Genomic DNA, 14,033 nt, shown 5'->3' with positions numbered 1-14,033 from the left:
CGCTCGATATATGGAGGAAACAATGCGTATCGCTTCACGACCCGTACTGCGCCTGTCTGTACCGGTCACTATCGCTTCGGCACTGATTGGCGGCCTGTATGCTTGCGGGGGCAACCATCTGGATTCGACCGTTACCCAGCGCGATCTCGGCTACACCACCTTACCGCTCATCAAAGCCGAGGGCTTTCAGTTCAAGGACATGAATCGCAATGGCCAGCTCGATCCCTATGAAGACTGGCGATTGCCCGCCGAAACGCGCGCGCGGGATTTGACGAACCGCCTGACGATAGCCGAAAAGGCGGGCTTGATGCTGCACGGCACGGCCCCGGTGCTCGACGACACGACCGGCGCCGGCACCGGCTCCGCCTACGATCTCGCCAGCCTGAAAACGCAGATCAACGATCTGGCGATCAACACCTTCATCACGCGGATGAGCGCCGACGCACACACCATGGCGCAACAATACAACCAGATCCAGACGCTGGCCGAGCAGTCGCGATTGGCAATTCCGGTCTCGATCAGCTCAGACCCGCGCAGTCATTTCCAGTATGTACTCGGGGCCAGCGCGGGCGGCGGCGGCTTCTCCCAATGGCCTGAAACGCTAGGCTTTGCCGCCATCGGCGATGCGACGCTGACACGCACATTCGGCGATATCGTCCGCCAGGAGTATCGCGCGGTGGGTATCACCGAAGCGCTGTCCCCGCAGGCCGATCTGGCGACGGAGCCGCGCTGGGCGCGTATCAACGGCACCTTCGGCGAAGATGCCGATCTCGCCAAAGCCCAGGTGCAGGCCTATATCGAAGGCTTTCAGGGCGGCGCGACCGGCATCAACGATCGCAGCGTGATTGCGGTGGTCAAGCATTGGGCCGGTTATGGCGCGCAAAAGGACGGCTACGACAGCCACAATTACTACGGGCGCTATGCAACCTATCCCGGCAATAACTTTGCGTATCATCTGAAACCGTTCGAAGGCGCCTTCGCGGCTCAGGTCGGCTCGGTCATGCCAACTTATTCCGAACCCGATTCAGCGGTGACGATCGACGGCATCACACTAGAACAGGTGGGCGGCGCCTTCGACAAACCGTTGCTGACCGATCTGCTGCGCGGCAAATATGGCTTTCAGGGCGTGATCGTCTCGGACTGGGGCATCGCCTCGGATTGCGATTCGAACTGCCTCAATGGGGTTTCCTCCGGTGCGCCTTCGTTCGTCGGATTCGGGACGCCGTGGGGTATGGAAACCGCCACGCGGCTGCAACGTTTCGTGAGAGCCACGAATGCCGGCATCGACCAGTTCGGCGGCGAAGGCGATCCGTCATTTCTCATCGAGGCCGTCAAAGAAGGCTTGCTTAGCGAAAGCCGTTTGAGCGAATCGGCTTATCGCGTGCTGCTGCAGAAGTTCCAGCAAGGACTATTCGATCATCCTTATGTGGATGCAGACGCCGCCAGCTCGATCGTGGGCAATGCTTCGTTCCAGGCGCAGGCACTCGACGCGCAACGGCGCTCGCTGGTGCTGCTGCAAAACACCGGCAATTATCTGCCGATGAGCGCAACCGGCAAAAAGGTCTGGTTATACGGCATCGATTCGACTGTCGCGCAGCAATACGGCTACACCGTGGTCAGTAATCCGCAGGACGCCGATGTCGCAATTGTCCGCGTGAGTACGCCTTATGAAACGCTGCATCCGACCTATCTGTTCGGCTCGATGCAGCACGAAGGCAGTCTCGCGTTCAAGGACGGCAGCGCCGATTACGAAGCCATCAAACAGGCCGCGCTGGCGCCGAAGTCCATCGTCAGCGTGTATATGGATCGACCGGCGATTCTCACGAACGTGCAGGACAAGGCGACCGCCATTCTCGCCAACTTCGGTATTAGCGATACGGCATTGTTCGATGTACTAACCGGCAAGGCGAAACCCGAAGGGCATTTGCCATTCGAACTGCCTTCGTCGATGGATGAAGTCGTCGCGCAACGCGAGGATGTTCCTCACGATACGCAGCATCCTTTGTACGCGTTCGGGTACGGATTGTCGTACTGATCGCAGTGTTACCTTCGCCCGTTCCCGCGCAGTGCACGGCAACGGGCTTTCGACAGGCGCTGGCGACGGACGGCACCGCCGTGACCAGCGCCGCCACTCAAAACGTGTGCACCATGCCGATACGAACCAGTCCCTGCGAAGTCGTCGAAGAGCGCCCGATCTGATAGATCGAAGCCACAGCGCCCTGCCCGCTGGCTTTCTGGAAAGCAAGGTCGGTATAAACGCGCGTGCGCTTCGAAAGCAGATACGTCGCGCTGGCATACGAGGAATACCAGCGATCGTCGTCGAGGCGATCGAAGGTTTCCATCACCGAAAACAACACGTCGGGCCGCGCGAGCCACGTCACGCCCGCCCGCACGACCTGGTCCGTTGCATGCTGGGACTGCAAGGTGAAGTGCGTGTTGGTGTACATCGCCATTGCAGTCAACGCGCCGAATCGATACGAAGCGCCCGCGCCAAAAATACGGCGTTGATCGGCATAGATCGTGGACGTTTTCGTGGTGTCCACGCCCAGAAATTCCGCAGCGCCAATCGTTGCGGTCGACACCGGCGAGCCGTTAATGTTGGTGGTGATCAGCGCGCTGCTGAACGGACCGTTTTCGTACTGCGCGAGCAGACTGTACGAGCGGCCGAGATTGCTCGACCCCGTCGCGTTCTGGCCGAATCCATACATTGCGCCCAACGTAAAGCCCGCAAAATTCGGGCTCTTGTACTGGATCGTGTTGCTCAGATGATCGCCGGCAGCGCGATCGAGATCCGCGTTCTGCACGCTATACACGCCGCACTCGAGACAGGCAATATAGCGCACGAGATTCGAGCCGAAATCATATTGCCGGCCAAAACTCAATTGTCCGAGGCGTTTGTCGCGCAAACCCACATAGGTATCGGTGAAGAACGCGCTGCCCGCAATTGCGCCTGTATTCAGCGCGAAATAATTCTCCAGCCGGAAAATCGCCTGTGTGCCGCCGCCCAGATCTTCCGCTCCCTGAATGCCCCAGAAATTGTTGCGCTGAATGCCGTCCGTCGCCGCGACTTTCGAATGACCGCCAACATTCGTCACGTAGGTCAATCCAGAATCGATAATGCCAAACATCTGTATCGACGATTGTGCGAATGCGGCATGACACCCGGACGATGCCAGCACACCTGCCGTTGCCAGCCTGAAGAGTTGCTTTTTGTCCACGATTCGATCTCCATTGCCTCTTTAATTTTTATTCGCAATCCTTAGTTAAAGATTGGCGATTGATTGGACTTCGGGCTGGAGGTGCATCTGCACCGCCAGCTTTTACAGCATTTAGAGGAAATTGCCGATCATGTTTTCTGCGCAGAGAAAACGTAGTGCATCGAGACGCGGAATCGAATCCATGTGGGGTACAGCGCCAAGGCGCATCGTGGCGTCCCCATCCGCATCGAAACACGGCCATGCGGGCAGGCCATCGACATGCGGATGGCCGCTTCGCGCGAAACTGACCCAGTAGCGCTGCATCACGTCGCGCACCACCTCATCAGCCGGCGTCCACGCCCGCGTGAGCTCTTTGAGCGTTCCGAATACATAGGGATAATCGGCACTGTGAAAGACCCCGAGCGCCGCTGCAGGGTCGCTCTCCGCATAGGCCTGACCGCCGTGGAACGGCTGCTCGTGTTCGAAGTGATAGAGCCAAACCGGATTGCCGCCCTGCGCGTGCGCGCACGCGGCCTTCCATACGCCCGCACCCGCGAGCGCATCGCCATTGATGCGCTTTGCGGAATCGCGCGCCTGCGTAGCGTCGGCGGCGGGGTAATGGTGCAAGGCTTCGGCCAGCCGCGAACCAAAGCGTGCACGCAACGCCTCGCGCAATGCGCCCGCTTCCTCGTAGGCGGGAAACACCGTGCCTTCGTCACGCGTCCAGCCAGTCAGCACGGGCATGCGCATCTGCCGCTGGGCCGCGAAAGAAGCTTCGGCGGATTCAGGCATCACGTATCCGTCGACCGAAGGCCAGATCAACGGCAATGTCGCCTTCGCAAGTCCGACGATCTGACTGGCGGGCCGGGCGCGCAATTCGGCAATCGACGCGGCGCCCGCGCGCTTCATGAAGTCGACGCCCTGCTGCTCGGCCTGCGCAAGCGGCATCATCGGCATGAAGGCGACGCTTTGAATAATCGCCCGATGAAACAGACCGTTTGCCAGCGGCGACGCCATCAGATTCGCAATACTCGCGCCTCCTGCCGACTGACCAAAAACCGTCACCGCGTCTGCATCGCCGCCGAATGCTGCGATAGTCCTGCGTACCCACGCAAGCGCCGCGATCTGATCCATCAGTCCGTAATTGCCCGAGGCTTTATGCTCCGATTCGGCGGTCAATTCGGGATGTGAGAGAAAGCCAAAGGCATTCACGCGGTAATTGACCGTGACGAGGATCACGCCATGCCGCGTAAGATCGCCGCGCACGAAGGTGGCATTCGTACTCGAGCCCACCTGAAACGCACCGCCGTGAATCCAGACCATCACGGGCAATTTTTCTGCGGGCCGGTCGAGCGGCGCAAACACGTTGAGGTAAAGACAATCCTCGCTGGTTCGCTGCTCGCCTGCGTATTCGAGGAAGACCGAGCGCGCGGGGCGTTCGGGCTGCGCGCACATCGGCGCAAAGCGATCGCACACGCGCACACCGTCCCACGGCACGACCGGTTGCGGGGCGCGCCAGCGCAATTCACCGACGGGCGGCGCAGCAAAAGGAATGGCGCGATATTCGATCAGCGAGCGATCCTTATCGACGATTCCCGCAATCGTGCCGCCATCGACCGTAATGGGATACGCGCCGCTCGATTGCGCACACATGGAGTCAGGCATGGAGAGAGTCAATTGGCAATGTCCTCGTTTGAATAGATTTAAAAGGCGGCCAGAAGCCTGCGCTGGTCCGGTTCAGGAAGCGCATCTCGCGTACTGCAATGGGTTGTGTGCCGCTGGGAAAGAGGTATTTGCAACTCGGCGCGACTAAGCGCGCTGCGTCGGTCAGGTCGGTGCGGAATGCACCTGCGTGCTGCGGTTTTCTCCCAGCCGATCGAGCGGAACGTCGAAGGTTTCGCGCGCACTCCATGCGGCGGCCGCGGCAATCAGGCCCGCGACGCTCACCAGTGTCGCCACGGGCATCCAGCCGTCCGGGCCATCCTTCAGCAACGCAGCGCTGAGCGCGGGAGCTGCGCCGCCAAGCGTGATGCCAATCTGCGAGCCGATCGCGACACCCGAAAGCCGCACGCGCGTCGCAAACATTTCGCCTGAAAAAGAAGGCCACACGGCGTTCGACGCGCTATAAAACACGCTGAGCACGATAAAGCCGAATACGCAGATCAGCGTCACATCGGCGCGCGAAATCGCCCATAAGGTGGGCCAGATAAAGATCGCGCCGCCTACCGCGCCCGTGATGAACACCGGCCGCCGGCCAATGCGATCGGAGAGCCAGCCCCACATGGGTACGAGCGCGAGGCTGACGACATTGATCGCCACGAGCAGCGTCAGCATGCGGGTGCGCGGCACGTGCATCGTGTTGACCGCATACGAGAGCACGAAGATGCTGAAAATGCTCGCCGTCACCGAATAGAGCGCGGCCAGCACGAGGCGAAATACATCCGTGCCCTGGGTTCGGAAGAGTTCGGCCACCGGCGCACCGGCAGTTCCGCCGTGGCTCGTTTCCTCGGTGAATACCGGTGTTTCCGGCAAGCCACGGCGCACCCACAGACCCACGCCGATGACCACCACGCTCAGCAGAAACGGAATGCGCCAGCCCCATGCGTAAAGCTGCTCGTCGGGCAATGCGGCGATCGGCAGAAACACGAGCGTGGCCAGCACGAAGCCCATCGATGCTCCGCTCAAGGCGAAGCTGCTTACGAAACCACGGCGGTTGGCGGGCGCATGTTCGAGCGTGAGCGACGCGGCGCCGGCCTGCTCGCCCGACGCCGAAAGTCCCTGCAACAGTCGCAGGCACACGAGCAGGACCGGCGCGACGATGCCAGCCTGTGCGTAAGTCGGCAGCACGCCGATCAGGAAAGTCGACACGCCCATCATGAGCAGCGTCAGCATGAGGATCTGCTTGCGGCCGAAGCGGTCGCCGATATGGCCCATGAAGAACGCCCCGACGGGCCGCGCGATATAGCCGACGCCGAAGGTCGCGAACGCCGCGACAGCCGATACTTTCGGGTCGGCGACCGGAAAGAACAGCTTGCCGAAAACCAGCGCCGCCGCCGTGCCGTAGATAAAGAAATCGTAGTATTCGAGCGCGCTGCCCAGCCAGCTTGAAAAAGCCGCGATCCTTGGTGTTCGTCCCACTGCATCCGCGTTCCGGCGCTCATCCCGATGATGGTCCACGTGCTGTCTCCATGATGTCCTGATTGGGTTCAGCGAAATGTACTATCTAGTACGTTTACTTTCCATTGAGGGTTTACGCTCAGCGTTTCTCCTGCGTCCTGTCCCGTTTATTAACCCGATGGACCAAACCAGTCGACCCGATCGTGCCCTTGTACAATGGGGCCCATCGCCTTCTTCGATCCATTTGTCAGAACTGATGAAGCCACGCACCAAAACATCGCCCGCAACGCCTGAAGTCCAATCGACAACACAGGCAACGCAGGCAATAAAGGCCAGAGAGTCCAAAACGGAAACGCGCCCCTACGATGCGGCGCAGTCGCTTGCCGACATTCTGGAAGTGGCCACGGTGGAGTTTGCGGAGAAGGGACTGAGCGGCGCGCGCGTGGATGAGATTGCCCGGCTCACGCGCGCGAGCAAGCGGATGATTTACTACCACTTCGACAGCAAGGAAGCGCTCTATCTGGCAGTGCTCGAACGCGCCTTCCAGTCGCAGGCGCGCAGCGAAGCGCAATTGCAGCTCGACGAACTGAAGCCCGACGAAGCTTTACGCAAGCTCGTGGGCTTCAGCTTCGATTATCACCAGCGCAATGCGATGTTCGTGCGCCTGATCATGAATGAAAACGCACGCAATGGAGAGGTTTTCGCGCAGAGCGACTTTATCCGCCGCATGAATCTGTCCGTGAAGGACCGCGTGCGCGGCATTTACGACGACGGTGTCAAAGCGGGGCTGTTTCGCCCCGGCATCAATCCCGTCGATTTGCGTATGTCGATCGCGGCGCTCTGTTTTTATCCTGTCTCGAACCGCCATACCTTTTCGTTGCTGTTCGAAAACGATATGGAATCGCCCGCGGCTATCGATGCACGGCGCGAATTTGTGATCGAGATGATCATGCGCTTTGTCGCGAAGTAACGCGCACGCGCTGAACCCGCGCTGAAACTATCGCATCTATTGCATCAACGCATCGGCGCGAAGATTCGTTGCACCGGCCGCCCCTTCTCGCTGCCGGTCGCGGTCCTCAAGAATCAGTTCCGCCGCCCGATAACCCAGCATCATGGCGGGACCGTTCGTATTGCCCGACGGCAGCGTGGGCATGGACGAACAATCCACCACACGCAAGCCGCTTAGCCCATGCACGCGCAGCCGCGAGTCGAGCACGGAATCGGCGGGCGAACCCATCCGGCACGTACCCGTGGCGTGAACGCCGGGACTCACAAGCCACTTGAGCGCCTCGAAGATTTCATCGTCGCTCTGATGTTGCGCGCCTGGCACCACCTCGCGAACGATATAAGGCGCAAGCGCGGGCTGCGCCGCAAACTCGCGCATGAGTCGCAGCATGTCGACAAGCAGCTTGCGATCTTCAGGATCGCCCCACCAGTTTGCATCGACGAGAACCGGCTGCGTAACGTCGGCCGACAGGATCGCGACGCTGCCGCGACTCTTCGGCCGCAGATAGTAGCCGTTGAGCGTGAGGCCCGGTTGATCTTCGAGCGCGCCGCGCCCCGGATCGGCCTTGATTTCCTCGCTGGAACGCATCGAGAACGGTCCCACGCCAAACTGCACGTCGGGCCAATTCGGCGCGGAACGCATCGATACCAGCGCCGTCAATTCCGGCGACGTATAGGCCATCAGACCGGTGCGCGTCGTGTAGTACTGAAGCACGTGACGCATGAGGCGCCAGCCGTGGAATTCGCGATTGAAACCCGCATCGTTGCGCATGCGAAACGAAATCGAGAACATCGCGTGATCGGCGAGATGGCGGCCCACTGCGGGTAAATCTTTGACCACCGCCACGCCCGCTTGCGTCAGCACATCGGCGGGCCCCACGCCTGAGAGTTGCAGGAGCTTGGGGCTTTGCAGCACGCCCGCGCACAGAATGACTTCGTGCCGCGCGCGGGCGACGCGCGTTGCGCCGTTCACGCGATAACGCACGCCCGCAGCACGCGTGCCTTCAAATACGATGCGCTCCACGAGCGCGCCGGTCATTACCGTGAGATTGCTTCGGCGCATCGCCGGTTTAAGAAACGCGCGATACGCCGAAGCACGGCGGCCGCGTCGATCCACCGTGGCCTGCGTATAGCCGATCCCCTGCGTATCCGGTGTATTGATGTCGTCGAGCACGGGCAAGCCCATCTGCCTGCCCGCCTCGCGCGCCGCGCGAATCACGGGCGAGCGAAACGGCAGTTCCGTCACCTGCAGCGGTCCGTTACGCCCGCGCGAACGATGCGCGTGACGATAGCGATAGCTTTCCATTTCGTTGAAGCAGCGCTCGACTTCGCGCCACGACCATTCGTGCAAACCCATATCGCGCCAGGCGTCGTAATCCGCGGGCATCCCGCGCAGATACCACGTGCCGTTGGTCGAACTCGATCCGCCCAGACCCCGGCCATAGACCCACGTTTCATTGGCCGGGCGATCCTTTTGCGCCTTCACGGGAAACTGCCAGAAATACTGCGGATTGCCCCACATTTTCATGAAGGCGCGCGGCATGCGCACCAGCTCGGATTCATTGTCGCCGCCCGCTTCGAGCAGCAACACGCGGCTCTTGCCATCGCGCGTGAGCCGGTCGGCCAGCACGCTGCCCGACGAACCCGCGCCCACAATCACATAGTCAAACGTATCGTCCAGATTGCTCATTAAACTCCCCTGCTAATCGATATTCGTGAATTCGTCGCCGCGCACGTCAAGGGCGCAACGGCAGCCATACGCCGCCTTCTCGCGACGAAGCCAGTGCCGTGTGAACGAAGCGCATGCCGTCCAGGCCGTCTTCGATGGTCGGAAACGTGCTCGCTCCCGCACCATTCGCACCGCGCTCGCCTGCGCGATACGCATGAACGGCCGCGGCGAAATCGGCGTATAGATTCGCGAACGCTTCCAGATAGCCTTCGGGATGTCCCATCGGCACGCGCGTTGCTTTCACGGCCGCAGGACTGAGGCTTTTATCGCCGCGCCGGATCACGCGCGTGTTGTCGCCGAGCGGCGCGAACCAGAGTTCATCGGGCGTTTCCTGGCGCCAGCTCAAACCGCCGCGCGAGCCGTATATCGCCAGTTCCAGATTGTTAGCATTACCAGGCGATGTCTGGCTCGCCCACAGCATGCCGCGTGCGCCGTTGGCGTAACGCAGCAGCACGTGAGCGTTGTCGTCGACGCGGCGGCCGGGCACAGCGTTCGTGAGATCCGCCAGCAAAGCTTGCGCGTCCAGCCCGCTCACATAGCGCGCAAGGTGATACGCGTGCGTGCCGATATCGGCGATCGCACCGCCCTCGCCCGCGAGCGCCGGGTCGCTACGCCACGCCGCCTGCTTGTTGCCCGATGTCTCGATCGCTTCGCTCAGCCAATCCTGCGCGTAGCGCACCTGCACCGAGCGGATCTCGCCAATCTCGCCCGCCGCCACCAGCGCGCGCGCGTGGCGCACGAGCGGGTAACCGCTATACGTGTACGTCACGCCGAACAAACATGCCGATGCGCGGGCGATACGCGCGAGTTCGCGGGCTTCGTCGAGCGTCGTCGCCAGCGGTTTGTCGCAGAGCACATGCACGCCAGCGGCCAGGCAATCGCGCGCGACCCGCGCATGCAGATGATTGGGCGTGACGATGACGACGGCTTCGATGCCATCGGCGCGCTGCGCTTCGGCTGAGAGCATGGCTTGCCAGTCCGCATAGGCGCGTGCGGGCTCGATACCCAACGCGGCGCCCGATGCCCGCGAGCGTTCTGCATCGGCGGAAAAGGCGCCCGCCACCAGCTGAAATTCGCCGTCGAGCCGTGCCGCCATGCGATGAACCGCGCCGATAAACGCCCCGTCGCCGCCGCCCACCATGCCGATCCGTATACGGTCTTTCATCATTCGCTATCCTGAGTACATTGACTTACGCGAGACCGAGCAGCCGCCGGTTGGCCGCTTCGTCTACGCCCGACGCCGCGAAGTCGTCGAATGCGCGCGCAGTGACTTCGATGATGTGATCGGCGATAAAGCGCGCCCCTTCGCGTGCGCCCACTGCTGCGTCCTTGAGCGCGCATTCCCATTCGAGCACCGCCCAGCCTTCGAAGTCGTACTGCGCGAGCTTCGAAAAAATCGCGCGAAAATCGATCTGGCCGTCGCCCAGCGAGCGGAAGCGCCCCGCGCGTTCGAGCCACGATCCATAGCCGCCATACACGCCGCTGCGTCCATCGGGACGGAATTCGGCATCCTTGATATGCACGGCCTTGATGCGCTCGTGATAGAGATCGATAAACGCGAGGTAATCCATCTGTTGAAGATGCAGATGGCTCGGGTCATACAGAATGTTGGCGCGCGCGTGGCCGCCAAGCGCATCGAGAAAGCGCTCGAAACTCGCGCCGTCGTGCAGATCCTCGCCGGGATGGATTTCGAAACACACATCCACGCCCGCTTCGTCGAATGCGTCGAGAATCGGCCGCCAGCGGCGCGCCAGTTCCTCGAACGCCATCTCCACGAGCCCGGCCGGGCGCTGCGGCCACGGATACAGAAACGGCCACGCCAGCGCACCCGAAAACGTTGCGTGCGCACGCAGTCCTAGACGGCGGCTCGCCTGCGCGGCCAGCATCAATTGCTCGACCGCCCACTGCTGGCGCGCCTGCGGATTGCCGCGCAGCGCGGGCGGACAAAAACCGTCGAACGCTGCGTCATAGGCCGGATGCACGGCAACCAGCTGCCCCTGCAGATGCGTGGACAACTCGGTCACAGCCATGCCGTGCTCATCCAGCGTGCCGCGAACTTCGTCCGCATAAGTCTGGCTTCTCGCGGCGAGCGACAGGTCGATCAGGCGTGCGTCCCAGGCCGGAATCTGCACGCCCCGATAGCCAAGGCCAGCCGCCCAGCGTGCGATCGCCGCGAGCGAATTAAATGGCGCTTCGTCGCTGGCGAACTGCGCGAGAAAAATGGCGGGACCCGCTATCGTTTTCATGAAGTGCGTTTCTCCTGATGAATTCAATTCGACGCCGGGCGCTTCACGCTCACGGGCTGCACGTCCTTCGGCTCTTTCGGTTGATGCGGATGCTTGAGCGGGCCGCTTTGCGGGCCGTCTTTCTTCGAATTGGGCGGCGGCGGCGGTGCGTCGATGCGTGGCGCGGGCGGCGGCGCGCGCCGGACCGTGTGACACTTTTCTTCGTAGTGGTCGTGTTTCCAGACGTTGCGGCAGACTCGCCTGACTTCCTCGGCTGCGCTCGCGCGGCCCATCGCCGCGACGATCAGCAGCAGCGCGAGCAGAATGCGTGTGGTCATGATGTTCCCCTGTTGGCGTTGAATTGAGCGGTGCAGCACGTCGCGTCAAAAGCGATGCGTGATGCCGATACGCGCCACGGTCTGCGAAGCCGTGGACGAGCGCGCCATCGTGTAATCCACCATCGCGGTGGCGCCGTTACCGCTCGCGCGTTGAAAAGTCACCGTGGCATAGACATCGGTGCGCCGCGAAAAACCGTAGAACAGCCCTGCCGAAATCTGATGCGCGTGATAGCTGTCCGCCGCTGCATTCGCCCAGTCGTAGTGATAGTTCAGCGACATCACCGTATTGCGCGTCACCGGGAACTGCCCGCCCGCGCTGACCACCTGCACGCCGGTGCCAAGGCTGGTATTGCGCGTGTTCGTATAGAGCGCGTCGAGCCATGCGCCGCCCACCGCAAGCCGCCCGCCGAAGCCCCAATTGCGCAGCGCGGCGCCGTTCTCGACCATATCGGTGGAACGCGAGAGCGTGTAGGCAGCGTCCAGTTGCACGGGCCCGATGCTGTAATCGACGCCATAACTCTGCGTATCGCCTCGCCCGACATGACCGGCTACATTGCCGAACGCATACATCGCGCCGACGGTGAAACCGTCGATCGTCGGCGAGCGATAACTCACGGCGTTGTTGAACACGTACCAGCCCGCCGTGCCGTTGAAGTCGGTCGAGCCGGAGCTCAGGCCGAGCGACGTGAACGGCCCCGCCGAGGTGTTGTACGGCGGCATCGAATAGAGTTCGGGGCCCCAACGCTGCACGGTCAGCGAAAGAAACATGAAGTCGTTGAGCTGACCCATCGTGAGCGTGCCCCAGCGGTCGTCGCTCAGGCCCATCGAAGGGCCGAAACCATAATCCGCGCCGGTGGACGTATTGAATGTCTTGCTGACATCGAAGAACGCCTTGGTGCCGCCGCCGAGATCCTCGCTGCCGCGCATGCCGAAGGCGCTTTTCCACATGATGTTCGGCTGCATTTCGATGAGCTTGCTGCCGCCGCTGTTCGAAATGTAGGTGAAGCCCGTGTCCATCGTGCCGTACAGCGTGACCTGCTGTGCGCTCGCGGCGTTGCCGCCCAGACACAGCCCGAGCGGGATGCCCACACGGCACAGCATGCTCCATCGGCGTGGGCGCGCGCGCCCGTCGCATTGGCGATTCATCGTTGTCGTCTCCTGACCGTTCCTGCGGCTTTGTTTTTTGCGTAACGTCTTTTTTGTTCGCGCTGTCTGCGGCGCGTGGAATGGATTATTTCCGGGCGCTGGCATGCCGAAAAATGAAAAATATCGCCTGCCATGTATTGATTTTCATGATGGCTGGCGAAATCGTTGCGAGGCGCTGGAATACGGGCTTTTCGTGCGTGCCCGGGCTTTGCGTGCCTGGGGAAATCACTAGCAGCGCAAGCAAACTATTGTTTCGGACAATCCCTCTCATCGCGCGTGCACGCCGTCGTGGCCCAAGCGCTTTACGTCCGCACAACGTCCCCACAAACACCGCCCATGCGCCTCAAAGGTCTCGATCTGAATCTGCTCGTCGTGCTCGACGCCCTGCTCACCGAGCGCAGCGTCTCGCGCGCGGCGCTGCGCATTGGCCTGAAACAGTCGGCGGTCAGCTCGGCGCTCGGGCGTCTGCGCGAGCATTTCGACGATGTGCTGCTCGAATGGCGCAACCGGCAGATGACGCCCACCACGCTCGGCTACGAATTGCAGCCGGTTCTGCGCACGCTGCTGCAACGCGCCGATGTGATCGCCAACGCCAATCACGCCTTCGTGCCCGAAGAAGCGCAGCAGGAATTCGTCGTGCTTTGCTCGGACTATGTGGCGCAGGTGTTCATGCCGCGCGTGATTGCGCGGCTGATGCAGGAAGCGCCGGGAGTGTCGCTATCCATGAGGCCGCTGATCAGCCTGCTGCCGCGTTCGCGCAATCTGATGGGCGACGAACTGGAGCGGCGCGGCGCGCATCTGGCGATTGCGCCCAAGGAATTCACGTCCGCCGATCAACCCTCGGTCGATCTCTTTCACGAGACCTTTACCTGCATCGTCGCGGACGATAATCCGCAGGTGGGCGAGCGGCTCAGCACGAAACTCTATTCGGCGCTGCCGCATGTGATCGCCACGTTTATGGATTCGGCGGCCAATACCGTCGAAGGACGTCGCCTCGATCGGGCAGGCGTCGCGCGCAAGGTCGAAGTCATCGTGCCGAACTTTCTGCTCGTGCCGGAATTCGTGGTGGGCACCGAGCGGATCGGCACGGTGCCCGCACGGCTCGCGCAGGCCTCGGCGCGCTCGATGCCGCTGCGCGTCGTGCCCGCGCCGTTCGCGGCTATCGACGTATGGGAAACGCTGCAGGTCAGCGCCGCGCACGCGGGCGACCCGGCGGTCGAATGGCTCGCACGCGTGATCGTTGATTGCGCGCGCAACTTTTAATGGAGCATTCGCC

At 61.8% G+C, this 14,033-nt stretch carries 11 protein-coding genes; 3 read left to right on the top strand and 8 right to left on the bottom strand.

Annotation, left to right across the window (positions count from 1 at the left end; genetic code table 11):
• Positions 1–22: 22 nt before the first annotated feature.
• The gene (locus G3N59_RS09085) at positions 23–2,035 is read left to right on the top strand and encodes a glycoside hydrolase family 3 N-terminal domain-containing protein (protein ID WP_205982225.1); all 2,013 of its coding nucleotides are present in this window, start codon (positions 23–25) and stop codon (positions 2,033–2,035) included.
• A 97-nt stretch (positions 2,036–2,132) separates the two neighbouring features.
• On the opposite strand, the gene G3N59_RS09080 is transcribed toward G3N59_RS09085, so the two are convergent.
• From G3N59_RS09080 to G3N59_RS09070, 3 genes are all read right to left on the bottom strand, one after another.
• Positions 2,133–3,218, bottom strand: coding sequence for a porin (locus G3N59_RS09080; protein ID WP_205982224.1), 1,086 nt, complete (start codon positions 3,216–3,218; stop codon positions 2,133–2,135).
• Positions 3,219–3,329: 111 nt separating this feature from the next.
• Positions 3,330–4,862 carry a carboxylesterase family protein gene (locus tag G3N59_RS09075; protein ID WP_205982223.1) on the bottom strand — a complete coding sequence of 511 codons (1,533 nt, stop codon included), beginning with the start codon at positions 4,860–4,862 and terminating at the stop codon, positions 3,330–3,332.
• Positions 4,863–5,024: 162 nt separating this feature from the next.
• On the bottom strand, positions 5,025–6,335 hold the full coding sequence (locus G3N59_RS09070) for an MFS transporter (protein ID WP_346777866.1): 1,311 nt from the start codon (positions 6,333–6,335) through the stop codon (positions 5,025–5,027).
• A 76-nt stretch (positions 6,336–6,411) separates the two neighbouring features.
• On the opposite strand from G3N59_RS09070, the gene G3N59_RS09065 reads away from it, so the two are divergent.
• Positions 6,412–7,284 carry a TetR/AcrR family transcriptional regulator gene (locus G3N59_RS09065; protein WP_205982222.1) on the top strand — a complete coding sequence of 291 codons (873 nt, stop codon included), beginning with the start codon at positions 6,412–6,414 and terminating at the stop codon, positions 7,282–7,284.
• A gap of 36 nt (positions 7,285–7,320) precedes the next feature.
• On the opposite strand, the gene G3N59_RS09060 is transcribed toward G3N59_RS09065, so the two are convergent.
• From G3N59_RS09060 to G3N59_RS09040, 5 genes are read right to left on the bottom strand one after another with little or no spacing between them, the layout of a single operon-like run.
• Complete coding sequence (locus G3N59_RS09060; protein ID WP_205982221.1) at positions 7,321–9,009, bottom strand: GMC family oxidoreductase N-terminal domain-containing protein; 1,689 nt, start codon at positions 9,007–9,009, stop codon at positions 7,321–7,323.
• A gap of 46 nt (positions 9,010–9,055) precedes the next feature.
• On the bottom strand, positions 9,056–10,216 hold the full coding sequence (locus G3N59_RS09055; protein ID WP_205982220.1) for a Gfo/Idh/MocA family oxidoreductase: 1,161 nt from the start codon (positions 10,214–10,216) through the stop codon (positions 9,056–9,058).
• Positions 10,217–10,238: 22 nt separating this feature from the next.
• Entirely contained in the window at positions 10,239–11,294 is a 1,056-nt protein-coding gene (locus tag G3N59_RS09050; protein WP_205982219.1) for a sugar phosphate isomerase/epimerase family protein, read from the bottom strand.
• 23 nt (positions 11,295–11,317) lie between these two features.
• Entirely contained in the window at positions 11,318–11,611 is a 294-nt protein-coding gene (locus G3N59_RS09045; RefSeq protein WP_205982218.1) for a hypothetical protein, read from the bottom strand.
• Between the two features lie 45 nt (positions 11,612–11,656).
• A complete protein-coding gene (locus G3N59_RS09040; RefSeq protein WP_205982214.1) occupies positions 11,657–12,757 on the bottom strand; it encodes a porin in 1,101 nt (366 codons plus the stop codon).
• A 336-nt stretch (positions 12,758–13,093) separates the two neighbouring features.
• Here G3N59_RS09040 and G3N59_RS09035 point away from each other — a divergent pair, with 336 nt between their 5' ends.
• On the top strand, positions 13,094–14,020 hold the full coding sequence (locus tag G3N59_RS09035; RefSeq protein ID WP_205982213.1) for a LysR family transcriptional regulator: 927 nt from the start codon (positions 13,094–13,096) through the stop codon (positions 14,018–14,020).
• Positions 14,021–14,033: the final 13 nt, after the last annotated feature.

Source organism: Paraburkholderia sp. Ac-20340 (assembly GCF_017104965.1).
GTDB lineage: Bacteria > Pseudomonadota > Gammaproteobacteria > Burkholderiales > Burkholderiaceae > Paraburkholderia.
The sequence above is the reverse complement of the archived record's forward strand: the minus strand, read 5'-3'. Positions and strand labels throughout refer to the sequence as shown.